The sequence below is a fragment of the Paraburkholderia fynbosensis genome (assembly GCF_902859935.1).
Classification (GTDB): domain Bacteria; phylum Pseudomonadota; class Gammaproteobacteria; order Burkholderiales; family Burkholderiaceae; genus Paraburkholderia; species Paraburkholderia fynbosensis.
In genome coordinates this window covers 35,853-60,163 of the sequence record NZ_CADIKI010000013.1, presented here as the reverse complement: position 1 = coordinate 60,163, position 24,311 = coordinate 35,853, and the positions used below count along the sequence as shown (strand labels likewise).

Annotated in this window: 22 protein-coding genes; 13 read left to right on the top strand and 9 right to left on the bottom strand. The window is 64.7% G+C overall.

Annotation, left to right across the window (positions count from 1 at the left end; genetic code table 11):
* Window positions 1–111 precede the first annotated feature (111 nt).
* Window positions 112–465 carry a sugar ABC transporter ATPase gene (locus HV770_RS21585; RefSeq protein ID WP_246291062.1) on the bottom strand — a complete coding sequence of 118 codons (354 nt, stop codon included), beginning with the start codon at window positions 463–465 and terminating at the stop codon, window positions 112–114.
* Window positions 466–781: 316 nt separating this feature from the next.
* The gene (locus tag HV770_RS21575) at window positions 782–1,933 is read right to left on the bottom strand and encodes a porin (protein WP_175162805.1); all 1,152 of its coding nucleotides are present in this window, start codon (window positions 1,931–1,933) and stop codon (window positions 782–784) included.
* Between the two features lie 626 nt (window positions 1,934–2,559).
* On the opposite strand from HV770_RS21575, the gene HV770_RS21570 reads away from it, so the two are divergent.
* Window positions 2,560–3,096, top strand: a complete 537-nt coding sequence (locus tag HV770_RS21570) for a hypothetical protein (protein WP_175162803.1) — start codon at window positions 2,560–2,562, stop codon at window positions 3,094–3,096.
* 36 nt (window positions 3,097–3,132) lie between these two features.
* Here HV770_RS21570 and HV770_RS21565 read toward each other — a convergent pair whose 3' ends face one another.
* A complete protein-coding gene (locus HV770_RS21565; protein WP_175162801.1) occupies window positions 3,133–3,564 on the bottom strand; it encodes a hypothetical protein in 432 nt (143 codons plus the stop codon).
* Between the two features lie 238 nt (window positions 3,565–3,802).
* Here HV770_RS21565 and HV770_RS21560 point away from each other — a divergent pair, with 238 nt between their 5' ends.
* From HV770_RS21560 to ggt, 6 genes are all read left to right on the top strand, one after another.
* Window positions 3,803–4,483, top strand: a complete 681-nt coding sequence (locus HV770_RS21560; RefSeq protein WP_175162799.1) for a CDP-alcohol phosphatidyltransferase family protein — start codon at window positions 3,803–3,805, stop codon at window positions 4,481–4,483.
* On the top strand, window positions 4,480–5,295 hold the full coding sequence (locus HV770_RS21555) for a HalD/BesD family halogenase (protein ID WP_175162797.1): 816 nt from the start codon (window positions 4,480–4,482) through the stop codon (window positions 5,293–5,295). Before HV770_RS21560 ends, HV770_RS21555 begins: the two co-directional genes overlap by 4 nt.
* Window positions 5,292–6,311 carry a lysylphosphatidylglycerol synthase domain-containing protein gene (locus HV770_RS21550; protein WP_175162795.1) on the top strand — a complete coding sequence of 340 codons (1,020 nt, stop codon included), beginning with the start codon at window positions 5,292–5,294 and terminating at the stop codon, window positions 6,309–6,311. The genes HV770_RS21555 and HV770_RS21550 overlap by 4 nt, the downstream gene beginning before the upstream one ends.
* Before the next feature lie 27 nt (window positions 6,312–6,338).
* Window positions 6,339–7,103 (top strand): phosphocholine cytidylyltransferase family protein, encoded by a 765-nt coding sequence (locus HV770_RS21545; protein ID WP_175162793.1) that lies wholly within the window; start codon window positions 6,339–6,341, stop codon window positions 7,101–7,103.
* A 227-nt stretch (window positions 7,104–7,330) separates the two neighbouring features.
* Window positions 7,331–8,734, top strand: a complete 1,404-nt coding sequence (locus HV770_RS21540; protein WP_175163037.1) for an MFS transporter — start codon at window positions 7,331–7,333, stop codon at window positions 8,732–8,734.
* A 256-nt stretch (window positions 8,735–8,990) separates the two neighbouring features.
* A complete protein-coding gene (ggt, locus tag HV770_RS21535) occupies window positions 8,991–10,751 on the top strand; it encodes a gamma-glutamyltransferase (RefSeq protein WP_425497461.1) in 1,761 nt (586 codons plus the stop codon).
* Between the two features lie 157 nt (window positions 10,752–10,908).
* Here the strand turns inward: ggt and HV770_RS21530 are convergent, their stop codons facing one another.
* Entirely contained in the window at window positions 10,909–11,952 is a 1,044-nt protein-coding gene (locus tag HV770_RS21530; protein WP_175162790.1) for a S1C family serine protease, read from the bottom strand.
* 176 nt (window positions 11,953–12,128) lie between these two features.
* On the opposite strand from HV770_RS21530, the gene HV770_RS21525 reads away from it, so the two are divergent.
* On the top strand, window positions 12,129–12,527 hold the full coding sequence (locus tag HV770_RS21525) for a VOC family protein (RefSeq protein WP_175162788.1): 399 nt from the start codon (window positions 12,129–12,131) through the stop codon (window positions 12,525–12,527).
* 209 nt (window positions 12,528–12,736) lie between these two features.
* Complete coding sequence (gene ppk2 / locus HV770_RS21520; protein WP_121323542.1) at window positions 12,737–13,663, top strand: polyphosphate kinase 2; 927 nt, start codon at window positions 12,737–12,739, stop codon at window positions 13,661–13,663.
* A 97-nt stretch (window positions 13,664–13,760) separates the two neighbouring features.
* On the opposite strand, the gene HV770_RS21515 is transcribed toward ppk2, so the two are convergent.
* Window positions 13,761–15,347: an inorganic phosphate transporter gene (locus HV770_RS21515; protein ID WP_175162786.1), complete on the bottom strand. Its 1,587-nt coding sequence runs from the start codon at window positions 15,345–15,347 to the stop codon at window positions 13,761–13,763.
* Window positions 15,348–15,596: 249 nt separating this feature from the next.
* A complete protein-coding gene (locus tag HV770_RS21510; RefSeq protein ID WP_175162783.1) occupies window positions 15,597–16,190 on the bottom strand; it encodes a short chain dehydrogenase in 594 nt (197 codons plus the stop codon).
* 249 nt (window positions 16,191–16,439) lie between these two features.
* On the opposite strand from HV770_RS21510, the gene HV770_RS21505 reads away from it, so the two are divergent.
* Together HV770_RS21505 and HV770_RS21500 are read left to right on the top strand one after the other, a co-directional pair.
* Window positions 16,440–17,321: a CHAD domain-containing protein gene (locus tag HV770_RS21505; RefSeq protein WP_175162781.1), complete on the top strand. Its 882-nt coding sequence runs from the start codon at window positions 16,440–16,442 to the stop codon at window positions 17,319–17,321.
* 126 nt (window positions 17,322–17,447) lie between these two features.
* On the top strand, window positions 17,448–19,022 hold the full coding sequence (locus HV770_RS21500) for a sensor domain-containing diguanylate cyclase (protein WP_175162779.1): 1,575 nt from the start codon (window positions 17,448–17,450) through the stop codon (window positions 19,020–19,022).
* A gap of 55 nt (window positions 19,023–19,077) precedes the next feature.
* Here HV770_RS21500 and HV770_RS21495 read toward each other — a convergent pair whose 3' ends face one another.
* Entirely contained in the window at window positions 19,078–20,112 is a 1,035-nt protein-coding gene (locus HV770_RS21495; RefSeq protein WP_175162777.1) for a VTT domain-containing protein, read from the bottom strand.
* A gap of 336 nt (window positions 20,113–20,448) precedes the next feature.
* Between HV770_RS21495 and HV770_RS21490 the strand changes: the two genes are divergently transcribed.
* Window positions 20,449–21,354, top strand: a complete 906-nt coding sequence (locus HV770_RS21490) for a DMT family transporter (RefSeq protein WP_175162775.1) — start codon at window positions 20,449–20,451, stop codon at window positions 21,352–21,354.
* A gap of 39 nt (window positions 21,355–21,393) precedes the next feature.
* On the opposite strand, the gene folE is transcribed toward HV770_RS21490, so the two are convergent.
* Both folE and HV770_RS21480 read right to left on the bottom strand, forming a co-directional pair.
* On the bottom strand, window positions 21,394–22,026 hold the full coding sequence (gene folE, locus HV770_RS21485) for a GTP cyclohydrolase I FolE (protein WP_175162773.1): 633 nt from the start codon (window positions 22,024–22,026) through the stop codon (window positions 21,394–21,396).
* 177 nt (window positions 22,027–22,203) lie between these two features.
* Window positions 22,204–23,133: a LysR family transcriptional regulator gene (locus tag HV770_RS21480; protein ID WP_121323534.1), complete on the bottom strand. Its 930-nt coding sequence runs from the start codon at window positions 23,131–23,133 to the stop codon at window positions 22,204–22,206.
* A gap of 456 nt (window positions 23,134–23,589) precedes the next feature.
* Here HV770_RS21480 and HV770_RS21475 point away from each other — a divergent pair, with 456 nt between their 5' ends.
* Complete coding sequence (locus HV770_RS21475) at window positions 23,590–24,297, top strand: 3-oxoacid CoA-transferase subunit A (protein WP_168662589.1); 708 nt, start codon at window positions 23,590–23,592, stop codon at window positions 24,295–24,297.
* Window positions 24,298–24,311: the final 14 nt, after the last annotated feature.

Genomic DNA, 24,311 nt, shown 5'->3' with positions numbered 1-24,311 from the left:
GACGAAGGGCGGCTATGTTCGCAGATGAGCCGACAAAAAAATAGCCGCCGCGCGAGATAAAAAATTCGCGCGGCGGCGTGGCCTTCACAACCCGAATGCGTGAGCGGAATTTCAGGTTGCGCAGCGTGCGATGTCGAAGCGCATTTCTTCTTCCGGCGGATCGTCCGGCGCATTCGCGGGGCGCATCACCTTGATGACGGAGCCCGCGTTGAGCGGCGTCAGCGTGACGAAATACGAGTTGTTCGAATCCGAGCCGACGGCGAGTTCAGTCGCCGTGCCGTCTTGCGACACGCGCACGCGCGGCAAACGATCCTTGAGGCATTGGGCGATAGAGGCGGGGGCGCGTTGCGACGACACGTACATCAGCGGCACGGATGCATCGCGGGCAGGGCCCTTGGAGGTACCGCAGGCGCAGAGAGCGGCAATCACGGCAACAGCGGGGGCTAACAGGAGAAGTCTTTTCATGGTCCGATCGTCGGCGTCCCCGGTCGAACGCGGGGACTTGAGGCGCGGGCGAAGCACCATGCGTTTTCAGCACAACGTGATGCTTCGCGACGAAGCCGCCGGGCTGCCGCAGCGACATCGCGGTGGCCGGGGCGGCGTGGGCCAGTATACCCACCGCACGCCGGCGCTGTCACTTTGCGCGGTGGCGAGACCCATTGATTCACCACCATGTCGAATCGTCAGTGCGATAAAAAAACCCGCGATGTGATCGTGTCACGCGCGGGTCGAAATGCAGCGGGAATGGATAGATTCGCGCCGCGGGTACTGCGTGGAAAACTTAGAAGCGGTGACGCAGACCGACGGCCGCAGCGACCTGGTTGCCCGTCGACGACGGCGCCAGCGTATTGATCGCCGCTACGTTCGCGCCGAAGTTGCCGAGTTCGCCCGACGCATGCTGATAGACGCCTTCCACATACACGTCGGTACGCTTGCTCAGCGCGTAGTCGCTTTGCAGCGACACCGTGTGCCACTTCGGATCGCCGGTGCCGTTCGAGCCCGTCATTCTGCCGTCGGTGAACGTGTACGCTGCCGCGAGGCTCAGTGCCGGCGTCAGCGCGTAGCGGCCGTTCACTTCGTAGTTGTCGAGGCGCAGATTGGTGCCCGCCACGCCCGGCAGCGTGACGCCGCCCACGTTCACGCCGCTGATGCCGTCCAGTTGCGTGTGTGTGTACACGAAGCCGGCGGTGGCCGGACCGTACGTGTAGTTGAGGCCGGCGCCGAACGAGCGCTGCAGGTTCGCGGCGATCGCCGCGGTGCCGTTGCCTTGCGACACGGCGCCGCCCAGGTTCGAGCTGCCCGAGTTGTTCAGTTGCAGGTACGAGGCCGCGAAGTTCAACGGGCCGTTCTCGTACGAAGCGCCGGCGCTCCATGCGCGATTGTTCGCGAACTGGCCGGCTGCATTGCTGAAGCCATACAGGCCGCCAAACGTCAGGCCCGCATAATTCGCGCTGGTGTACTTCACCGCGTTCTTGACGGAGAAGGACGCATCCAGATTGTCGTTGTCGAACGGGTGAGCGGCGAGGTTGTTGCCATAGCCTGCGCCGGTAGCGGATAGCGGCGACAGGTAGTCCACCATCGAATCATATTGACGGCCGAGTGTCAGCGTGCCGTACTGATCGCTTTGCAGACCCACGAAAGCCTTGCGGTTGAACAACGTGCCGCTTTCCGAGTTCTGGCCGTTGTTCAGGTTGAAGCCGCTTTCCAACGTGAAGATCGCGTGCAGACCGCCGCCGAGGTCTTCGCTGCCGCGCAGACCGAAATACGTGTTCGACATCGAGCCGCTGCCTTGTTGCCAATTGCTGTGGCCGCCCTGGTTGTTCGAATACACGAGGCCGGCGTCCAACGAGCCGTACAAAGTGACGCTGCTCTGTGCGTGCGCGGTGACGGCGAACGCGCCCATGAGGCCGGCTGCGATGAGGGTTTTTTTCATGTTCAGATAACTCCGGGACAGTGCGTGGAGAATCGCATTCCAGTGCTTTCAGCCGATCGAGCCGGCTGCCTGACGATTCGCAGCGAAGTGTATTCCTGCCATTCATATCTTTAATCTCATAAGACACAATAATTAATTCTCAAATGCGTAATGACTACTTTGATTTGGTGTAAGTGCGGGAAAAATAAAAGAAAAGTGGCCGCTTTAGGAAACTGGAATGGGAAGGTCGATCGGAGCGGTGTTGCTGGCTCGCGACGCATCCGCTCAGGCAGTCCTGGCGGGCCTTACAACCTATTACTGAGTGCGCGAGGATTCATTCCAATTTTTGCAATGCACTTTTCCTGATTGCATGGTCTATCTTGATCGATTACGGATCTACAATTCGCGCACCCTTTGACCGAGGGTGTCTTTTTCATTTCTACGCGCGGCTTTCGGGCCGCGTTTTTTTATGGGCTTTTTATAATGATTTTATAAGTTCCCGCGAATGCGGAAATGGCGTATTTCCCCGGACCGTGGGACCGCCACGACTTGTCCGTTCGTCAGAGGGGCGCGGCCGGCGCGCTTAGGGCAGGTAGAATCGCATGCTTGAGATGTGTTTTTGCCCCGCGAACGTGAGTGAACCTGTAATGACCGATACACCCCTTCCATCGTCCGACGCCGCTGCCGATTCCCCGACGGAAGGCTCGCCCGCGCTGGACGAAAGCGTCCACGAAGCGCGTCTGTGGCGCGACGACGGCTGGACCGCGCGCGTGATCAAGAATGAAGACGACGAAGGCTGGGCCGTCGAAATGATCAAGGACGGCGAAGCGGAACCCGCGCTCGTCGGACCATGGACGATGGGCCGCAACAAGAAAGATCCGAAGCCGCTCGACACTTCGGCGTTCAACACGCTGGTGAAGACCGCGTCGGAAGTGCTGCGCCGTCATGAGCAGCAACTGCGCGCGCAGCTGCATAAAGAAGTGCGGGTCGCGAGCGCCGACGGGAACGACGAACTCGACATCACGCTGGACATCGTCCCCGATGAACTCGAACCGTACGCGCTGTTGACCGCGCTCGATGTGTTCGGCGAACAGCTCGCGCAGGTGCAGGTCGCGCCCAACTTCAAGCTCAGCAAGGCGAGCGCGGCGGCGTGGGTCGAAAACGAGTTTCGTCGTCCGGGCTAGGGGCAGGCGGTTCGGCGAGGCTGTCGCGCTCGAGCCTCAGCTCCGCTTGCAGAAAATGGCCGTGATCAGCGGCGCCACGTGATGCACGATCGCCGTACTGCCGGTCCCGGCGAGCGCATTGCGCACTTTGGCTTCACTGCCGAACACCACGACGCCGTAGGCCGAGCGTGCGAGCGGCTCGCCATCGCCGACGCGAAACAGCGGGTCGTCTTTTTCGTAGCCGACCACCGCGAACACATGAAAACCGAATGCGCTCAGATCGGCGCCGGGCGCCGGTGAGAACGCGTTGATCGAATTCTGTTCGACGCGCGTCGGTTTCGGATCGATGAGTTCGCGCTGCGCGAGGTCGGCGATGAACTGATGGCCGCTTTGATTGCAGGTGAGCGCAGCGTCGAGCGACGCCGCGAAACCGCGCATCGGCAGGGCGGCCGCCAGAAGCAGGAGTACGGAAGAAATAAAACGTTTCATAAGCGTTGAGTCGCGCCGGTTCGATGTCGTGGTTTTGCAACGTGGGGCGGCGCGGGGTTTGGACCCGAAAGACGTTGCGTATCGAAGGGATTCCGCGTGACAGGCGCAACTGGATTTGCACTGTATCGCGATTCGGCAAATCTTGCTTTGCGGCCGACACACGCCGGTAACGAACGTGCCTCAAAGAAACGTCCGGGAAGAAAGCAATATTTTACGATCCCGTATATATTTCCGGGTTATGACCTCGCAACCCCAAACTCCAATTAACGTCCCGCCACCCCGCACGTGGGACGCCCGGCTCGCCCGCCGGCTCGTGACGCCGCTGGTGAAGACCTGGGTTACGCCGAATCACCTTACCACGCTGCGTCTGCTGATCGGCGTGGCAGGCGCGCTGTGCCTCGCTCACGGCCAATTCGCCTGGGCCAATGTGGGCGCGCTGCTGATCGTGCTATCGAATTTTGTCGATCACACGGACGGCGAGCTCGCGCGCATCAGCGGCAAGTCGAGCCGGATCGGTCATTTTTACGATCTTGCGTGCGACGCGCTCGTCACTGTCATGCTGTTCGTCGGCATGGGCGTCGGTGTGGGCGCCTCACAGTTCGGCGGGCTGAAGGTCGCGCCGGGCGTACTCGGCGCGCTGGCCGGCGTGGCGGTCGCGCTGATCTTTTTCCTGCGCATGCGCATCGAGGAAATGGCGGGCAAGGCGGGCACGAAGCAGGCATCGGTCGGCGGCTTCGAAACGGAAGACGTGCTGTACCTGCTGCCGATCGTCACGCTGACGAACGTCGTGATGCCCTTCGTGGTGGTCGCGTCAATCGGCGCGCCGCTCTTCGCCGCGTGGGTCGTGGTCGACTACTGGCGCGTTGCGCGCCGCACCGCGGGGGCTTCAAAAACCAGTCAAATGTGGGCTAGTGAATGAGTACGCACGCCGAAGACGACGTGATCGCAGCGGTCTCTGCCGACGCTGCTCCCGCTGCGGCGCCGGCCGCGCCGAATGCCGACCGCGCGGTCGCCAACCGCACGCGCACGTTCGACACGCCGCGTCTGCGCAAAGATTTCGCCGCTCAGGACGCGTTCCTCTATCTGGAAGACTTTCTCGCGCCAGAACTCACGGCCCAGCTCATCCACAGCGCGCGCGCGCTGCTCGACGAGGTGAACCGCAATTACCTGCCGGGCCACAAGCAGGGGGGCAGCGTGAGCCGGCACACGATCGACCGCCTCGCGCCGTTCATCGCGGAGCTGTATCGCTCGAAGGAACTGATCGGCTGGCTCGAACAACTGAGCGGCGACAAGCTGCAGGTCTCGCCGCTCGACGACCCGCATGCCTACGCGCTGTACTACTACACTCGAGCGGGCGACCACATCGGCTGGCACTACGATACTTCGTACTATGACGGCCGTCGCTACACGCTGCTGCTCGGCGTGATCGACGACTCGTCCTGCCGGCTCGACTACGAATTGCACACGCGCAATCCGGACGTGCCGGATCAGCCGGGCTCGGTGCAGATTCCGCCGGGCGGCCTCGTGTTTTTCGACGGCGACAAGCTGCGCCACCGCGTCACGCCGGCCGGCGCGAACGAGATGCGCGTGTCGCTCACATTCGAATACGTCACGGACCCGAACATGCGGCCGTGGCGCCGCTTGATCTCGAACATGAAGGACGCGATTGCGTACTTCGGTTTCCGCCAGGTATTCCGTCAACTCGCCGCGCGCGGCAAGGACCGCGCATGAGTCGCGCGGCCCTGCTTCTGCTGTCGATCGGGACGGCGCTGTTCGTCGGCCTGCTCGCCTGGCAGGGCTTCGGCTCGGTGGCCTCGACGCTGCTCGCGGCGGGGTGGGGGCTCGCGCTCGTCGCGGCGTTTCACGTCGTGCCGCTGGCGCTCGACGCCGCCGCGATCTCCGTGTTGTTCCAGCGCCGCCGCGATGGCGTGCATCACGATCTGTCGTTGCGCGACGCGCTGTTCGCGCGCTGGATCGGCGAATCGGTGAATAGTCTGTTGCCGGCCGGACAGATCGGCGGCCCGGTCGTGATGGTGCGGCAACTCGCCCAACGCGGCATGCGCATGCGCGAGGCCGCCGCCGCGATCACCGTCAGTACGACCGCGCAGGCGCTCGCGCAAATCGTCTTCGCACTGGGCGGGCTGCTGCTGTTCGGCGCGTATGCCGCCAACGGCGCGCTGCATGACCTGCAAACCGCGACGCTGATCGCCACCGGCGTGCTCGGCGCGATGATCGTCGGTTTCTACTATGCGCAGCGGCGCGGCCTGTTCGGCCGACTGCTCGGCGTGGTCTCGAAGGTCTTCGGCAAGCGCGACTGGTCCTCGCTGATGACACGCGCGGAAGCCGTCGACGCCGCCGTGCAGGCGTTGTACCGCGAGCGCCGCAAGGTGGCGGCGAGTTTTGCGTTGAGTCTCATCGGCTGGATCGTCGGCACGGTCGAAGTGTGGCTCGCGCTGCGCTTTCTCGGCCATCCGCTCGACTGGATCGACGCGCTGTTGCTCGAGAGCATCGGGCAGGCGATTCGCGGCGCGGCGTTCATGATTCCGGGCTCGCTCGGCGTGCAGGAAGGCGGCTATCTGCTGCTCGCGCCTCTGGTCGGGTTGCCGCCGGATGCGGCGTTGGCGTTGTCGCTCGCCAAGCGCGCGCGCGAAATCCTGCTAGGCTTGCCGGGGCTGCTGGTTTTGCACTTCAGCGAAAGAAGCTGGCAACGGCGGCGCGCCACGGCGCGCGTGCCGGTTGCCGATTAATCTCCGTATTTTTTCAAAGGACCGCGCATGCGTGCCATCATCCTCGCGGCGGGCCTCGGCCTGCGTCTTCAGCAACCGCCGCAAGCTCAGTTTCCGAAATGTCTGTTGCAGTTCGACGGCATGAGCCTGCTCGAACGGCATCTGCAAATGCTCGAAACCGCTGGCGTGACGGACGTCGTGCTGGCGCTCGGCTTTCAGCCGGAATCGGTGCAGGCGGAGCTTGAGCGCATCAACTGGCCGCGCAAGGTGGAAACCGTGCTGAACCCGCGCTTCGATCTGGGCAGCGTGCTGACGGTGCATACGGTGGCCGACGCGCTCACGCGCGGTGGCGACGTGCTGCTGATGGACGCCGACGTGCTCTACGACGAGCGCATTCTGAGCGCGCTGGTGGCGGGCGAGACGGTCAACCGCCTGCTGATCGACCGTGATTTCGAAGCCGGTGACGAGCCGGTCAAGCTGTGTCTGAAGGACGGTGTGCCGGTCGAATTGCGCAAGCAGCTCGCGGTCAATCTCGAGTACGACACGATCGGCGAATCGGCCGGCTTCTTCCGTTTCCGCCAGGAAACCGCGCAACGTTTCGCCGAGATCGTTGCGGGCTATATCGACAGCGGCCGGGCCAACATGCCGCACGAGGAAGCCGTGCGCGACCTGTTGCTGGAGCGCAGCCAGGTGTTCGATACCGCCGACGTGACCGGCGCGCCGTGGATCGAAATCGACTTCCCGAACGACGTTGCCCGCGCGAGCACTGAGATCCTGCCGCAGCTGCAACCGCTCGTCAGCGCGTCACGCTAAGCGGCTTGCGCACGTATCCCGCTGCATCCTGCTGCATTGGAAGGTGAACCGGCTGCACGCCGCTTCACCCACGCTGCGTTGTGCGCGGCCGTCGCAGGACGCGCGACGAAGCTACGCACGCACGCCTGCGCAACTGCACGAAAGCCTTCGCGCACCGCCCCGTGTCGCCGCTGCAATGCCATAATCGACGCTTTACCTCGACGGCCTAGCAGCCCGTCGTCATGCCCATGCCTCTCGCTTTAGGCGCCTTCATCGTACCGCTGATCGTCGCGTGCGCGATGTTCATGGAAAACGTGGACGGCACGGTCATCGTGACCTCGCTGCCGGTTCTGGCGCGCGACCTCGGCCAGGATCCCATCACCCTCAAGCTCGCGGTCACTGCCTATGTGATCGGCCTCGGCGTGTTCATCCCGATCTGTGGATGGGTGGCCGACCGCTTCGGTTCGCGCACGGTGTTTCGCACGGCAATCGGCGTCTTCATGGCCGGCTCGCTGATGTGCGCGGCCTCCACGTCGCTCGGCACCTTCGTGGTCGCGCGCTTCGTGCAGGGTATCGGCGGCGCGATGATGGTGCCGGTGGGCCGCATCATCATTTTCCGTTCGGTGCCGAAGTCCGAGTTCATTCGCGCGGTCAACTATCTGACGGTGCCGGCCTTGCTCGGGCCGGTGGTCGGACCGCCGCTGGGCGGCTTCATCACGACGTATCTGCACTGGCGTCTGATCTTCGTCATCAATATTCCAATCGGTCTGCTGGGCATCTGGCTCGCGAACAAGCACATCGCCAACGTGCGCGAAGCGCATCCGGGCCGGCTCGACTGGACCGGTTTCCTACTGTCCGCGAGCGGCGCGTCGCTGTTCATGCTCGGGCTCTCGCTGGTGGGCGGCGAACTGGTGCCGACGGGCGCGTCGATCGGCATGTGCGTGGCCGGTGTGGTGCTGCTGTTGCTGTACGCGCTGTACGCGAGGCGCGTCGAACTGCCGGTGCTCGATCTGCGGCTGCTGCGCATTCCGAGTTTTCATGCGAGCGTGGTGGGCGGTTCGCTGTTTCGCATCGGGCTCGGGGCGGTGCCGTTTCTATTGCCGCTCGCGTTGCAGGAAGGTCTGGGCATGACCGCGTTCAGAGCGGGGTCGATCACGTGCGCATCCGCGTTCGGATCGATCTTCATGAAGGCGGCGGCCTCGCGCATTCTCGGACGATTCGGCTTTCGCGCCGTGCTGATGTTCAACGCGGCTTGCGCGGGCGCGGCCATCGCCGTGTACGGATTGTTCTTTCCCGGCACGCCGCACTGGCTGATCTGGTGTGTCGTGCTGTTCGGCGGTTTCTTTCCGTCGTTGCAGTTCACGTCGCTGAACACCTTGGCGTATGCGGATATTCCGAGCAGCGACGTCGGCCGGGCGACGAGTGTGGCGAGCGTGATCCAGCAGATTTCGTTGGGACTCGGCGTGACGATCGCGGGTATCGTGCTGCAGATTTCTCACAACGTGCAGGGTCATTCGAGCATCGTGTTCTCGGACTTCTGGCCGGCGTTTCTCGTGGTCGGCCTGTTCTCGGTCATGTCGATTCCGGTCACCGCGCGTTTGCCGCGAGACGCCGGCGATGAAATCGCGCGGGGTAGCCGCGGGCGGGCGTGAAGGATGAACGGGTGAGGTGGTCATTGGCGATGGCGTTGTGTTTGCGGTCGCATTGACGCCTCAGCGTTTCGTTGCTGCTGCTGATCGATGCGTGTGCCACTTTTCTCTCCCGCAATCACGCCGCCGTCACCGCCTTCCGACGCGCTCGCGCGATCCCCGTTTTTGTGTAGCGCTACATGCGCCCTACGAATTGTCGCGACTTCGCAAAGCGTCACTTCGCATGTTATAAGCCCAAGGCAGCTTGACTCGTTGTCAGATGAAACAATCGTCCTGGGGATATTCATTGAGCTTGTTCCGCAACGCCACAGCTTCAGCCAGCGGATTCGCGCTGGTCGCACTCGTTTGCATATCGACCGCTTTCCTCGAGGTCACGCCGGCCATTGCGAAGGCGCCCGAGAAAGCGCAGCCCGCTATCCTCACCGCCTCCGCGATCGCAGTGGCCGACAAGTACAGCGCCGACGCCGCCGAGCAGATCTTCAAGCAAGGCGGCAATGCTGTCGACGCAGCCGTCGCGATTGCCTTCACGCTTGCCGTGACGTATCCGGAAGCGGGCAACATCGGCGGCGGCGGTTTCATGACGCTCTATGTCGACGGCAAACCGTACTTCCTCGACTATCGCGAGCGCGCTCCGCTCGCCGCGACCAGGAACATGTATCTCGACGACAAGGGCGAGGTCATCAAGGGCATGAGCCTGTTCGGGTATCGCGCGGTGGGCGTGCCGGGCACCGTTGACGGCATGTGGCAGGCGCAGCGCCGCTTCGGCAAGCTCAAGTGGAAGCAGGTGCTGGCGCCAGCGATTCATTACGCGCGCGACGGCTTCGAAGTCAGCGAGCAATTGCAGGAACGTCGCGACGCGGCGGCGAAAGAGTTCGCGGGCAAGACCAACTTCGACACGTACTTCGCCAATCTGAAGCAGGGCGTCAACTTCAAGCAGCCGGATCTCGCCGCGGTGCTGCAGCGCATTTCGGATCAGGGTGCGAAGGATTTCTACTCGGGCAAGACGGCCGATCTGATCGCCGCGTCGATGCGCGGTCATGGCCTCATCACGAAGGCCGATCTGCAGCAATACAAAGCCGTGTGGCGTGAACCGATCCAGGCCGACTGGAACGGCTATCGCGTGTACACTGCGCCGCCGCCGAGTTCGGGTGGCATCGGCCTCGTGCAACTGCTGAAGATGAAAGCCGATCTCGCGCCCGACTTCAAGGACGTGCCGCTCAATTCGCCGCAATACGTGCACCTGATCGCCGAGATCGAGAAGCGCGTGTTCGCCGACCGTGCTCAATATCTCGGCGACCCCGACTTCTACAAGGTGCCGGTCGCGCAATTGACGAGCGACGCGTATATCGCGAAGCGCGCCGCCGAAGTCAATCCGAGCTCGCCGTCGGACACGAAGAGCGTGCATGTGGGTCTCGGCACCAGCATGCCGGAGAAAGCCGAGACCACGCACTTCTCGGTGATCGACAAGTGGGGCAACGCGGTGTCGAACACGTACACGATCAACGGCTATTTCGGCTCGGGCGTGGTGGCAGACCGCACGGGCATTGTGCTGAACGACGAGATGGACGACTTCTCCGCGAAGCCGGGCGTCGCGAACATGTTCGGCGTGGTCGGCAGCGACGCGAATTCGATCGAACCGAAAAAGCGCCCGCTCTCTTCGATGAGCCCGACGATTCTGGCGAAGGACGGCAAGGTCGCGCTCGTGATCGGCACGCCGGGCGGCTCGCGCATCTTCACGTCGATCTTCCAGGTGATCAACAACGTGTACGACTACAACATGCCATTGCCGGCAGCCGTCGGCGCGATGCGCTTTCATCATCAGCTGTTGCCGCCGAACACGATTTTCTGGGAGCCGTACAAGCCGATCGACGGTGAACTCGCGCAGCAAATCGAAGCGAAGGGCTACACGCTGAAGGGGCAGAATTTCAGCGGCGACATCCAGGCGATCAAGGTCAATGGGGATACGCCGGAAGCGGCTGCCGATCCGCGTGGCCGTGGGGTCACGCGAGTGATTCAGTAAGCGGTGCTGGATTGGGGACCGCCGCGTGTTGGCGGCGGTCTTGGCGAGTGCCGGGTAGAGCTTCATGCAGGCCGGCTATTGGCTCTCCATGTTCTGGCGCCGACCCGTACGTCCTACCCCAGCGCAACAAAAGCGGCCTGCCGCCGGCCGCTCTTCCTCAGCTCGCCTGCTCGACCGGCGTCACCGTCAGTTCGAGCCGCTGCGCGCCGCGCAGCGCGGTCACGCCGACCGGCTTGTCGATCCGCGACGCGTCGAGCGTGCGTTGCAGGCCATCGACATCCTGCACGCTTAGCCCGTCGATCGCGACGATCGTATCGTCGGTGCGCAGACCGCCGAGCGCGGCCGGGCTGCCTTTGACGATCTCCATCACGTGCACGCCGCTCTCCGAACTCAAGCCGAAATACCGCTGCACACGCCGCGATAACGGCGTCGTGGTGCCCGCCACGCCGATATACGCGCGTCGCACGCGGCCGTGCGCGAAGATCTGCATGATGACCCACTTGGCCGTATCGATCGCGGTCGCGAAGCAGATTGCCTGCGCGCCCGGAATGATCGCGGTGTTCACGCCGATCACCTGGCCCGCCGAATTGATCAGCGGGCCACCCGAGTTGCCGGGATTGAGCGCGGCGTCGGTCTGGATCACGTCGTAGATCATGCGGCCGGAGTTCGAGCGCAGCGAGCGGCCGAGCGCCGACACCACGCCCGTGGTCACCGTTTGCGCGAGGCCGAGTGGATTGCCGACGGCGATCGCAATCTGCCCGACGCGCAGCTTCGACGATTCGCCGAGTTCGACGTGCGGCAGCGGCTCCGGCGAGCCGATCCGCAATACGGCCAGATCGCTGCCGGGGTCATCGCCGACCAGATCGGCGTCGAACTTCGCGCCGTCGGCGAGCGTCACCTGAATATGCGTGGCGCCGTGGACGACGTGGCTGTTGGTGAGCAGATAGCCGTCGGGCGTGAACAGAAAACCCGAGCCGGTGCCGCCGCGCGCGCCTCGGCTGCGCCCGGACGGCTCGCCGGGCAGCCGGCGTTCGACGGAGATAAAGGCGACCGCCTGCTGGACGCGTTCCAGCGCACCGATCACGGTGCGGGAGTAGGCGTCGAGCAGGGCGTCGTCGGATAAGGGGTTGAGCGAGTGGGGCCCGGGGGCGTCGGATGCGGCGCGCGACAGGTCATCGATGAAGCGTGGGCGGCTTCCCATGGCGATGCTCCGGATAAACGGAATGGCAGATGCGGGGCGCGGTCCGGGTTTTCAAGGACGCACGCGGGGTGGGGCGCTCGGGTCCGCTGTGAGACACTTTCCTCATGCGTGGGTTGGGTGAGCGCCGCGTCATGAGCCGCCGCCCGCGTTCCGACTACGCCGAGAAGGAGACACGTATGCACGCATCCATCCCCTCATCCTCTTTCGACGCGCAGACAGAGCCGCGCATCGAGTCGCTCAGCGCCATCACGCTGGCTACCCGCGATATGCCGCGCGCCGTCGCGTTCTATGACGCGCTCGGTTTCCCGATGAAATACGGCGGACCGCAGGAGGCTTTTACATCTTTCGCATTCGGCGGCGCGTACCTGAACCTGATCGTCGATACGCGCGCGCCGGTCAATTGGTGGGGGCGCGTGATCTTCTACGTCTCCGACGTCGACGCGCTGTACCGCAAGGCACTGGCCGCCAGCCTGAGGCCGTCGCTCGAACCATCCGACGCGCCGTGGGGCGAGCGCTATTTCCATATCACCGATCCGGACGGTCACGAACTGAGCTTCGCGCGGCCCTTGCGTTAGCGCCGGGTGCGCGCGCGAAACTCGCTATCATCGTCACTATCCGCGACGCGTGCCGATCGCACGCGTGCAGCGAACGCGCCCGCCGCCGCGCAGCCGTCCGGATGGCCGCAGCGGTAACATGCCTGACACCTGGCGCTTCGATAATCGAACGCGTCTGCGTTGCGTTGGCCGCCGCGCGCCTAACCATTTCTGTTGCCAGGAGAGCCGCAATGAAAGAGCAGGACCCGAGACCTGAAGCCGAATGGCTGGCAGAGCGGCAACGCCGTTTCGAGGAAGATCTCATCGATGCGTACGACGAGGAACTCGAGATGGAGGTCGACGACCGCATCATCGACGGTGCGGATGGCTTCACGCCCGAGCATCGCGAAGCACGCAAGATGTACTTCCGCGAGTTGTTCCGTCTGCAGGGCGAACTCGTCAAACTGCAGGACTGGATCGTGCAATCCGGTCATCGGCTCGTCGTCATTTTCGAAGGACGCGACGCGGCCGGCAAGGGTGGCGCGATCAAGCGCATCACGCAGCGCCTCAATCCGCGCGTGTGCCGCGTGGCGGCGCTGCCCGCGCCGAACAATCGCGAGCGCACGCAGTGGTATTTCCAGCGCTACGTGTCGCATCTGCCGGCGGGCGGCGAAATGGTGCTGTTCGACCGTAGCTGGTACAACCGCGCGGGCGTCGAGCGTGTGATGAATTTTTGCAGCGACGAAGAGTACGAAGAGTTCTTCCGCTCGGTGCCGGAATTCGAAAAGATGCTGGTGCGCAGCGGCGTGCAGATTCTCAAATACTGGTTTTCGATTACCGACGAAGAGCAGGAGATCCGCTTTCAGAACCGCATTCACGATCCGTTGAAGCAGTGGAAACTGAGCCCGATGGATCTGGAGAGCCGGCGCCGCTGGGAAGCCTATACGCAGGCGAAAGAGGTGATGCTGCAGCGCTCGCATATTCCCGAGGCGCCGTGGTGGGTCGTGCAGGCCGTCGACAAGAAGCGCGCGCGGCTGAACTGCATTCAACATCTGCTGAGCCAGGTGCCGTATCACGAGATCGAGCATCCGACCATCGAACTGCCGGCGCGCGTTTATCACGACGAGTACAGCCGTCAGCCGGTGCCCGAGTCGATGATTGTGCCCGAGGTGTACTGAGCGGACACGCTCCGGCTCAATGCAAAAAGCGCGGCGAGGCCGCGCTTTTTTTATGCCGCGCGGCCAGCCGCGAGACTGGCCGCCTGGCTCGGCGAATCTAGAACACCGCGCGAAACACCCAGTACAAGCCTGCAGCCAGCGCGATCGACACCGGCAGCGTGAGGACCCACGCTAGGATCAGGCTGCGCACGGTGGCCCATTGCAGGCCTGAACCATTGGCCGCCATGGTGCCCGCCACGCCCGAGGACAGCACGTGCGTCGTGGAGACCGGCAAGCCGTACATATCGGCGGCGCCGATCGTCACCATCGCGACCAGCTCGGCCGAGGCGCCCTGTCCATAGGTCAGATGCTGCTTGCCGATCTTCTCGCCGACCGTGACGACGATGCGCTTCCAGCCAACCATCGTGCCCAGCCCCAATGCGATGGCGACTGCCACCTTGACCCATGTCGGGATGAACTTGGTGGCGTGATCAGTTTGCGACTTGAAGTTGCTGATGATTTTGGCGTGCTCCGGCGCGAAGGCCGGCTGTTGCGATTTCAGCATCAGACGGATTGCTTCGGACGCAACGTACATGTTGTTGCGCACGTTATCGACGCTGCCTTGCGGCACGGCGGCCAGCGAACCCGACGCGCCGACCTGTGAGCCGATCTGTTCGGTCAATTGCTGCAACGCCGGCAATGTGGCGGGCGTCAACTGGTGGGTGCGCACGAACGCCTCGACATCGGCGCGCGGATCCGTGGAAGGCGCGGCGCCCTGCGTGTAGTGGGCGAGCGCCCCCGCGGTTTGCTGCGCGACCGCGACGAAGGTTTGCGTTTGCGCCGGCGTGACCGCTTTGTTCAGCGCATACGCGGTCGGCACCGTGCCGATCAGGATCAGCATGATGAGGCCCATGCCCTTCTGGCCGTCGTTCGAGCCGTGCGCGAACGACACGCCCGTGCAGGTCAGAATCAGCAGGCAGCGAATCCAGAACGGCGGCGGTTCCTTGCCCTTCGGTTCGGCATACAGCGCGGGCACGCGCACCACGGCTTTCAGGATGAGCAGCAGCAAACCGGCCGCGAGAAAGCCCACCAGCGGCGAAAACAGCAAGGACTTGCCGACGCCGAGCGCCTGAGTCCAGTCGACGCCGCTCGTCCCGTTGGTGCCGTGCATCAACTGGTTCATCAGACCCACGCCGATGATCGAGCCGATCAGCGTATGCGAACTCGACGACGGCAGGCCGAAGTACCAGGTGCCGAGATTCCAGATGATCGCGGCGATCAGCAGCGCGAACACCATCGCGAAGCCGGCGCTGCTGCCCACCTGCAGGATCAGTTCGACCGGCAGCAACTGCAGGATGCCGAAGGCGACCGCGCCGCTCGACGTCAGCACGCCGAGGAAATTCCACGCGCCGGACCACACGACCGCGAGATTCGGCGTCAGCGAGTGTGTGTAGATCACGGTGGCGACCGCGTTGGCGGTGTCATGGAAGCCGTTGACGAACTCGAAGCCGAGCGCGATCAGCAGCGCGACGCCGAGCAGTAGATACGGAAGAACCGAGCTTTCGCGCACCGGCTGCAAGTCGTCCAGCAAGTGCATGGCGCAGTAGACGGCGCCGACCGCGATGACGGCGAGGAAGATGAACAGGCTGATATTTCGCCCTTTACCGCCTGTGGCGGCTGGCTGCGGATACGAAAGTTCCGGCATGACGTAAGCCCTGAAGTTTGTCGCGGAACTTCCGATGCTGCGGGGGCTGTGTGTCGTAATGATGACAGGGACGTGGCGGCCCGGCGCAGGCGTCAGCGCGGGCAATGGCGCGGGTTCAGGCCGCGTGCGATATGGGCTGAGCGCCTGCCGGATGGCGGATAGCGATGATTGGATATCGGAAAAGCGCTAGCGGGTTTCAGCTTTGCGAAGCCGTGGCGAGGAGCGGTTGCAAGTGAAGGCGCAACGCGACTACGAAGCCGCGATGATCTCCCCGCTCGCACTGCCCCCTAGCGTGCGTTTGTACGCTTGCGCGACCATCGCGGCGGGCACGCCTTGCGACGGATCGCGGCCCATCGATTCAAGCGTTTCGGCGACCCAGCCAGGGCTCACCGCATTGACGCGGGCCTTGCCGCGCAATTCGAGCGCCGCGGCACGCACGAACGCTTCCACGCCCGCATTGACGACGCTCACGGCCGCGCTGCCTTCCATCGGCTGTTGCGCGAGCACGCCGCTTGTCAGCGTGAAGCAACCGCCTTGCGACACGTGAGCAGCGCCGCAACGCACCAGATTGATCTGCCCCATCAGTTTGTTGGCAAGACTAAACGAGAAGTCGCCGTCGGAGAGCGACGCGAGCGGCGCGAATTTGGCCGAGCCCGCGGCGCAGATCACGGCGTCGAGCGTGCCGGCCTCACGGTACATCGACTCGATCGTTGCCGTGTCCGACAGATCCACGTGCAGATCGGAACCCTTGCGGCTGGCGGTGACGATCTCGTGTTCGGGCGAGAGCAGCTTCACGACTTCGCCGCCGAGCAGACCCGTTGCACCGACGATAAGTACTCGCATACATCCTCCTGACGCGAAAACGTGTCCGCTCACTGTGAGGCAGGAATCGCGGCCCCGCATGTTCAGGATAGTGGCTCACGTCCCGGCACGCCATCGATTGCGCCAAAGTGCGGCTGCCGCGGCGCGGGGCAACGCGGTACGCGGCTTGCCCGCCGCACGCTCTGCAGAGAAAACGCCGGGTGCCCACTAGGAACTATTTTTGCTACGCTGCCAGTGACGTCCCCAATAAAGCCGGTTCAAGGAGTATCGATGAAGCGAGACAGCGGGAAGATGGACAAACAATCCGCCACCGGCGATCGGCCCGCCAATCCGGCCGGCACAGCGCCCTCGGCGCAAGCGGCGTTCACCTCGTATGCGGCGCCGCTCGTCGGTCATGCGGTCGAATTCGCGAGCGCGGTGCGCGTGGACGCGTCGCCCGAAGCCCTACACAAACTGCGCGTTTCGCTGCGGCGCCTGCGCTCCTTGTGGTGGGCTTTCGCGCCTTTGCTCGAGAAGGACGAGAGCATCCGTCAGCGGGCGCTGTTCAAATATCTCGCCACGGCGGCTGGCAAGACGCGCGACTGGGACATCCTGATCGAATTGCTGTCGCAGGAGGACAGCGGCGCACACGACATCACGCCCAAGCTCCAGGAAGCGCGTGGCAGCGCATTGGCGGTCAGCCGCGAAACGCTATCGAACGCTGACGTCAAACATCTGCTGCGCGAAGCGCTGGCCGGTGCGTCCAAAGAATTGAACACCGCGCACGAGCGCATGCCGTTGCGCAAGTTCGCCGCACGGCGCGTGGACGCCGCAAAGCGCTCGTTGAAGAAACGCATGAAACGCGCGAACCGTGCCAGGCGTTCGGATTACACCGCGTTCCACGACGTGAGGAAGGCGGGCAAAAAACTGCGCTATCTGCTCGATTTTTTCGAACCGGTTCTGAAGGGCAGTTGTAAAAGCACCGCCAGGCGTGTCAAGCGGATTCAAAAACGCTTCGGTGCGCTGAACGATGTCGTCGCCAGCGAGGGCTTGCTGCGTGAGCATGCCGCATCGCTCGCCGGGTCCGGCGATGCTGGAGTGACGCTCGATTGGCTCGGAAAAGAGCGCAAACGTCGCATGCGCACGGCGGCGGCTCTGCTGCGCAAGCGGTGACGGACTGACGAACGGGCTCAAGAGCCGGACGACGTCGCTGCGCGTCTGGCGGCTTACATAACGACATGGCGGAGCGTCCGCACGCGCCGGGCCGTGCGGATCACCTGTCAAGGAGGCGCTGCGCACGTGGCACGTCAAACGCTTTCGCTGCGCCGTCGGCTGCGCAAGACACTGCGCGCGGCCGGAGCCGGCGTGACGCGGTATGTGGGCAACCATCCGCTGGTCGCCGGGATGACCGGAACGCTGGTCGCGCTGGCGATGGCGGGCTTGACCCTGCTCACGCTCGGCATGGGCCGCGCCGATGCGCTCGATCATGCGCGCCAAACGTCGCAGAACCTCGTTTCGATCATTTCCAGCGACCTCGAACGCAATGTCGAAATCTACGATTTGTCGCTGCAGTCGATAGTGGACGGCGCCCGCGACGAGGCCGCGCTAGCGCTTCCCCCCGAGGTCCGCCGCGAGGTGCTGTTCGACCGCGCGACCACCGCGGCGTATCTCGGCGGCGCCTATGTGATCGGCCCCAACGGCGAGGTGCTCGCGTCGCAGAACGACGACGTCCATGCCGCCGTTCGCTTCGCCGATCGCGACTATTTCCTGGCGCATCAGCGCAGCCGGAGCGTCGGCCTGTATTTCTCGCACCCGTTCCATTCGCGTCTGCGCGACGGGAAACTGTCGATCGGTCTCACGCGGCGCATCGACGGCGCCGACGGCGCATTTGCCGGCGTCGCGCTGCTGGCTATTCGCATCGAGTATTTCCAGCATCTGCTGGACCGCATCGACACCGGCAAACTGGGCTCGGTGTTCGTCGTGATGGACGACGGCACTTTGCTCGCGCGCAAGCCGTTTTCCGCGCGTGATATCGGCTCGAGCATAGCGAAGTCGCCGACGTTCGAACTGATGTCCGCGCGCGATGCCGGTACGTACGAGGCGGTGTCGGCGATGGACGGCGTGCGGCGCATGTACACCTACGCTCGCGTGCCGGGCACGCCGCTGATCGCGGCGGTGGCGCCCGCCGTCGATGAAGTGCTCGAACCGTGGTGGCATCGCAGCCGTATCGCCGGCGTGCTGACGCTGACATTCGGCGCGGTGGTCGTGATGGTCTCGTGGCTGCTGGCGTTCGCGTTGCGCGACAAGCTGCGCGCGCAGGCCGCGCTGATGCGCCTCGCCGCGACCGATCCACTGACCGGGCTCGGCAATCGCCGCGTGCTCGATAACCGGCTCGACGAAGAATGGCGGCGTGCGCGGCGCAGCGGGCAGCCGTTGTCGGTGCTGTTCATCGACATCGATCACTTCAAGCACTTCAACGACGCGTACGGTCACGCAAGCGGCGACGAAGCGTTGACCACGGTGGCCGAATGCATCTCGGCGGTGGTGCGGCGCTCGGTCGACGTGGTGGTGCGCTACGGCGGCGAGGAGTTCGCGGTGGTGTTGCCGGAGACGTCGGCCGAAGGGGCGCTGAGCGTTGCCGAGAAAATCCGCCGCAAGGTGCAGGGCCGGCATGTCGTGCAAAGCCATGGCGAAGGGGTCACGGTGACCGTGAGTGTCGGCTGCGCGACCGGCGTGCCCGCGGCGGGCGAGCGCGCGCTCGATCTGCTGGCGGCCGCCGACCGGCAGCTTTACGCAGCCAAAGCGGGCGGGCGCAACCGGGTCAGTTCGGGGCAGGGAATGGCGCCTTCGATGGCGCACGACCCGTCGGCTTGAGAGAGGCAGGGCTTGGGGCACGTGGCTGGAGGCGCCGCTTACCGTTGCATGCCCTTCACGTCCCCGCACTACTGCGCGGCGCAAACCCGCGCAGCGTGATCGCACCGCGCGCGTCGCCGCGTGGCGGCGGCGCGCGTTTGCCGATACCGGGTTCGTCAGCTGGCGCAAGCGCTTCGACGGGAAAGCCGCGCCGCTGCCACGCATCGAGCCCGCCACGCAGCGCGCGAATCCGCGTGTAGCCGTTGCTGCGCATGCGCTGCGTGACCTCGACGGCGGTCGCGCTATCCGGGCAGATGCAGTAAATCACTATGTCATGCGCGCGCAGCGCGCCGTCGATCTGCTCGGGCGAGTGGGGGTCGAGCGCCAGCGCGCCGGGAATGCGGCGCGGCTCGAACGCGGGCGTGTCCGGGCGCGCGTCGAGCACGAGCGACGGCGCGATGCGGCGCCATCCTCCGGCGGCGCGTTGTGCCGATGTGGCGTCCGCGAGCTGGCGCCGTTCGCGGCGTCGCTGGTAGAGACGGTAGAGCAGAAAAATCAGCGCCGCGCCCACGAGAATATCCGCGACCGTCCCGCCGCGCGACTTGACGAAGTCATGCAGCATGTGCAGCTCCCGTTGCGCGGCAGCGCCGCCGAGCAGCCAGAACGTCGCCCAGGCGAGCGCGCTGGCCAGATCCCAGACCGCGTAAATGCGGATGTCGACGGCGGTCGTGCCCATCAGCGGCGGCGTGATGAAGCCGAGCCCCGGAACGAACTTCGAGATCGACACGAGGGGGACGCCGAAGCGCTCGAACAGCGAGCGTGCGGTCTCGACTCTGAGATCGACCGCGGGAGACAGGCGGCCGAGCATCGCGAGCAGCTTGCGGCCATAAAGGCGGCCGGCGGTGAACCAGGCGCCATCGCCGAGTACCGCGCCGAACACCGCCGCGCCGAGAATCGGCCAGAAGGACAGGGTGCCGGCAGCGATCGCCGACCCCGCGAACAGCAGCACGGGAACCGCCGGGATCGGCACGCCGAGACGTGTCAGCAGGACATTGAGGAATACAACTGCGCCGCCCCAGGTTGACACCGCCGAAGACGGAAAGGCTACCACTTGAGGCGCTCCTTATTAATGCGGTTGACCGGCGTGCTGCGCGGACTGCGTAGCGTAGATGCAAAGTCTGTTCCCGATGCGTCCTCCGCTCAGGATACCCGATGGATTGCGTGGCGGAAGGCCGTTGGCAGCGGCCTGCCGGTTCCGCCCCGGCACGCTCTGTGTGGGGCGGCACGCGGGGAGCGCGAGCTTGCCGCCATCGTTCGAGCGCGATCGGCCACGGGCGCATGCCGGGCCCGTCAGCTCAGGGGGGCTCTGCAATTTCGTTCAAGACTGTGGGCGCCAGTCCACCTAATCTGGGCGCGTTGCAACCTTCTCAACCGACAGGACAACACCATGAACTCGCGCTACGCGGGATGCCTGTTTTGCGCGCTGGCGATGCTCGGCGTCGGCAGCACGGTGGTGGTCAGCAAGGCGATCGCCGCTGGATTGCCGCCGTTCAGCGCAACCGCGCTGCGCTTCGCGATTGCGTTTCCGTTGTTCGTGCTGATCATGCGCTGGCGCGGCGTGCGCTGGCCGCGCCTCGACCGGCGCGATACCTTGCTCGTGATCGCGCAGGCCGGCGCGGGCAGCGTCGGCTATACGGTGCTGCTCATCAGCGGGATGAGGCTCGCGTCGGCCGCCGATGCCGGTGTGATCGCCGGCACCTTGCCCGCTGTGTCGGCGGGCGTCGCGATGCTTGCACTCGGCGAGCGTCCCGCGCCTGCGCTGCTCGGCGCGATCGTTCTCGCGACCGCGGGTGTGCTGGTGTGTACCGTGCCTGGCGGCGAGCTCGCCGCGCCGCACGCGGGCGGCTCGCTGACGGGAAACGCGCTGGTGTTCGCGGCGGTGGTCTGCGAGGCGCTGTTTATCCTGCTCAACCGCAAGCTGCGCACGCCGGTCGCGCCGCTGCCACTGTCGGCGCTGATGTGCGGGATCGGCCTCGCGGTGGCGCTGGTGCCGGCCTGCTTCGAGACGCCGTGGCGTGCGCCCGTCGATGCGCACGCGCTGCGCGGCGTGCTCTATTACGCGCTCGTGCCGACCGTGCTGGGCTTCTTGCTCTGGTATGCGGGCGCCGCGCGCATCAGCGGCGCGGAAGCCGGACTGACGACCGCGCTCGTGCCGGTAAGCGCAGTGGCGTTCGCCGCGCTCGTGCTGCGCGAGCCGGTGGGTGTGGCGCAACTGGCAGGCGTCGCGTGCGTGCTGGGCGCGGTGCTGCTTGCCACGTTCGGCCGCAGGCGCAGGCCGCGCGGCACGACGTGAGCGGCCACGCGTTCGGCCGTTGCGGCTACGCCGCCGCGCTCAGGTATTGGCGATCGCCACAGCGCCCGGATTGCCGACGATCGACAGAAATTCGCGCCGCGTCGACGGGTCCGTGCGAAACGTGCCGAGCATGCGCGACGTGACCATCGTGACGCCGGCCTTGTGCACACCGCGCGTCGACATGCACTGATGCGCGGCTTCGAGGATCACGCCGACGCCCGCCGGTTGAAGTACTTCGTTCAACGTATCGGCGATCTGCACCGTCATCTTTTCCTGGATCTGCAGCCGCTTCGCGAACGCATCGACGAGGCGCGCCAGCTTCGAGATGCCGACCACCCGATGCTGCGGCAGATACGCGACGTGCGCGCGCCCGATGATCGGCACCATGTGGTGTTCGCAATAGCTTTCGAAGCGGATGTCTTTCAGCACGATCATTTCGTCGTAGCCGTCCACTTCGGAAAAAGTGCGGGCAAGGATCTCGCGCGGGTCGACCTGGTAGCCCGCGTAGAACTCCTCATAGGAGCGCACTACACGCGCCGGGGTGTCGAGCAGGCCTTCGCGTTGCGGATCGTCGCCGGCCCAGCGCAACAGCACGCGCACGGCGGCTTCCGCCTCGTCGCGGCTCGGGCGTTCCACTGCGGATTGGGTCTTGTTTTCGTTGCTGCTGGTCATGCGTTGCTCCTCCGGGATCGCGCGTCGACGCTCACGGGCGCGCGGGGTCAATGAGTGCGGCCATTGTTCCATGTTTCGCGTTCAGTCGTGCCGATGTCCCTTTCGCTGTCGGGGCGCGTCGCCAGCGACCGCCGTTGCCGCGAAGCAGGCCCTAAGCACGGTTGCTGCGGGAGCGCTTCACTTCGGCCACTCGTCCATCGCGTCGTTGAACAGTTCGGCGACCACGCCGCGCAGCCAGCTCAAGCGCGGATCGTTATGAAACTTGCGATGCCAGTGCTGGCGCAGATCGAAGCGCGGCAACGGCAGCGGCGGCTCGACCAGCGTGATCGACGCATGCTCGGACACATACGCGAAGCCGATCGCGTGCGGCACCGTCGCGAGCAGATCGCTGCGCGCGAGGATGAACGGCAGGCTCATGAAGTGCGGCGTTTCGAGCACCGCACGGCGCTTGATGCGCTTCTTCTCCAGGTACTGTTCGAGGACTTCCTGGCTGCGGCCCTCGGCGCGTACGACCGCATGGCCCGACGCCACGTATTGGGCGAGCGTGAGCGGCGCTTTCGAAAGCGGATGGCCCGAGCGCATCAGGCAGATGAACCGGTGGGTGAAGAGCCGTTGCTGAAAGAAGTTATTGCCGGCCAGATCCGGGAAATAGCCGACCGCGAGATCGACGTCGCCCGATTCGAGCCCGCGTTCCACCTGCGAGGGCGACAGCGTCACCGAGCGCAGATTCGCGGACGGCGCGCGTTCGGCGAACAGTTGCAGAAGCCGCGGCAGGAAGACGATTTCGCCGACGTCGGACAGCGCGATCGAAAAGGTGTGGGTGCTGGTGGCGGGATCGAACTCCTGCACGTCGAGCATGCCTTTCTCGATGCGCAGCAGCGCGTCGCGCGCGGCGGGCAGGATCGCGAGCGCGCGCGGCGTGGGCTCCATGCCTTTGGACGTGCGCACGAACAGCGGGTCGTCGAAGTATTCGCGCAGGCGGCCCAGCGCGGTGCTCACGCGCGGCTGGCTGACGCCGAGTTGCTCGGCGGCGCGGCTCACGTTGCGGGCGTCTTCCATCGCGACCAGATAGGGGATCAGGTTCAAATCCAGATGTGTCTCGGACATGCTTTTATGGGCGTGTGGTGCTGGGAGTGGCGCTTGCGGGCGGCTATCTGCCTTTGGCATAAAGGGTAGTTGAAAAATCGCCTTGGAGGATAGTGCGATTTTGCTTTTGGCTCTGCGCCCGGCGGCGCGACGAGGGGCGACCGTGAGCTTGCGCCTTGCCCGTGCGATGCCTCGCCGAGTGCAATGAACCCGCCCATATCGCGGACAAGAACCTATGATTAAGGGGATTTCCCTGCCTTGACAAGCCGCCCGAAGGACAACCATAATCGCCTGAGCGTTCGCTAAACGAATCCATGTTCATATAACGAACAAATCGACAGTGAATCAACCCAAGGCGCCAGCCCGCAGTCCTATCGGCGAGCCGCCGCCCGCATTGGCCCGGAGACCGTCCCGCAAGCCCTGCCATTCCAAGGCGGCCAGCTCGGCGGCACGCAGCGCCCCAAAAGGAAATTCGACATGATCAACAAGATTTTCGAGTCACTTCAATCGGCCGTCGCCGACGTCCACGACGGCGCGACCGTCATGATCGGCGGCTTCGGCACGGCCGGCATGCCGTCGGAGCTGATCGATGCGCTCATCGAGCAGGGCGCGCGCGATCTCACCATCGTCAACAACAATGCGGGCAACGGTGACATCGGCCTCGCGGCGCTGCTCAAGGCGAAGCGCGTGCGCAAGATCATTTGCTCGTTCCCGCGCCAGACCGACTCGTACGTGTTCGACGCGCTGTATCGCGCCGGAGAGATCGAACTCGAACTGGTGCCGCAAGGCAACCTCGCGGAACGCATCCGTGCGGCGGGCGCGGGCATCGGCGGTTTCTTCACGCCCACCGCTTACGGCACCAAGCTCGCCGAAGGCAAGGAAACCCGTCTGATCGACGGCAAGCATTACGTGCTGGAGTCGCCGTTGCATGCGGACTTCGCGCTGATCAAGGCGTATAAGGGCGACCGCTGGGGCAACCTGGTCTATCGCAAGACCGCGCGCAACTTCGGCCCGATCATGGCGAGCGCGGCCAAAACCGCGATCGTGCAGGTGTCGCAAGTGGTGCCGCTCGGCGCGCTCGACCCGGAAAACATCGTGACGCCGGGCATTTTCGTGCAACGCGTGATTGAAGTGCCGCAAGCGGCACACGCGCCGATGCCCAATCCTCACGACGCTGCCGCCTGAACCGGAGACCCGAC

What these genes read in the sequence shown, in the direction of transcription:
- HV770_RS21585 (WP_246291062.1), bottom strand. Translation starts at nt 465, where the DNA reads ATGAAAAGACTTCTCCTGTTAGCCCCCGCTGTTGCCGTGATTGCCGCT.
- HV770_RS21575 (WP_175162805.1), bottom strand. Translation starts at nt 1,933, where the DNA reads ATGAAAAAAACCCTCATCGCAGCCGGCCTCATGGGCGCGTTCGCCGTC.
- HV770_RS21570 (WP_175162803.1), top strand. Translation starts at nt 2,560, where the DNA reads ATGACCGATACACCCCTTCCATCGTCCGACGCCGCTGCCGATTCCCCG.
- HV770_RS21565 (WP_175162801.1), bottom strand. Translation starts at nt 3,564, where the DNA reads ATGAAACGTTTTATTTCTTCCGTACTCCTGCTTCTGGCGGCCGCCCTG.
- HV770_RS21560 (WP_175162799.1), top strand. Translation starts at nt 3,803, where the DNA reads ATGACCTCGCAACCCCAAACTCCAATTAACGTCCCGCCACCCCGCACG.
- HV770_RS21555 (WP_175162797.1), top strand. Translation starts at nt 4,480, where the DNA reads ATGAGTACGCACGCCGAAGACGACGTGATCGCAGCGGTCTCTGCCGAC.
- HV770_RS21550 (WP_175162795.1), top strand. Translation starts at nt 5,292, where the DNA reads ATGAGTCGCGCGGCCCTGCTTCTGCTGTCGATCGGGACGGCGCTGTTC.
- HV770_RS21545 (WP_175162793.1), top strand. Translation starts at nt 6,339, where the DNA reads ATGCGTGCCATCATCCTCGCGGCGGGCCTCGGCCTGCGTCTTCAGCAA.
- HV770_RS21540 (WP_175163037.1), top strand. Translation starts at nt 7,331, where the DNA reads ATGCCTCTCGCTTTAGGCGCCTTCATCGTACCGCTGATCGTCGCGTGC.
- ggt (WP_425497461.1), top strand. Translation starts at nt 8,991, where the DNA reads ATGAAACAATCGTCCTGGGGATATTCATTGAGCTTGTTCCGCAACGCC.
- HV770_RS21530 (WP_175162790.1), bottom strand. Translation starts at nt 11,952, where the DNA reads ATGGGAAGCCGCCCACGCTTCATCGATGACCTGTCGCGCGCCGCATCC.
- HV770_RS21525 (WP_175162788.1), top strand. Translation starts at nt 12,129, where the DNA reads ATGCACGCATCCATCCCCTCATCCTCTTTCGACGCGCAGACAGAGCCG.
- ppk2 (WP_121323542.1), top strand. Translation starts at nt 12,737, where the DNA reads ATGAAAGAGCAGGACCCGAGACCTGAAGCCGAATGGCTGGCAGAGCGG.
- HV770_RS21515 (WP_175162786.1), bottom strand. Translation starts at nt 15,347, where the DNA reads ATGCCGGAACTTTCGTATCCGCAGCCAGCCGCCACAGGCGGTAAAGGG.
- HV770_RS21510 (WP_175162783.1), bottom strand. Translation starts at nt 16,190, where the DNA reads ATGCGAGTACTTATCGTCGGTGCAACGGGTCTGCTCGGCGGCGAAGTC.
- HV770_RS21505 (WP_175162781.1), top strand. Translation starts at nt 16,440, where the DNA reads ATGAAGCGAGACAGCGGGAAGATGGACAAACAATCCGCCACCGGCGAT.
- HV770_RS21490 (WP_175162775.1), top strand. Translation starts at nt 20,449, where the DNA reads ATGAACTCGCGCTACGCGGGATGCCTGTTTTGCGCGCTGGCGATGCTC.
- folE (WP_175162773.1), bottom strand. Translation starts at nt 22,026, where the DNA reads ATGACCAGCAGCAACGAAAACAAGACCCAATCCGCAGTGGAACGCCCG.
- HV770_RS21480 (WP_121323534.1), bottom strand. Translation starts at nt 23,133, where the DNA reads ATGTCCGAGACACATCTGGATTTGAACCTGATCCCCTATCTGGTCGCG.
- HV770_RS21475 (WP_168662589.1), top strand. Translation starts at nt 23,590, where the DNA reads ATGATCAACAAGATTTTCGAGTCACTTCAATCGGCCGTCGCCGACGTC.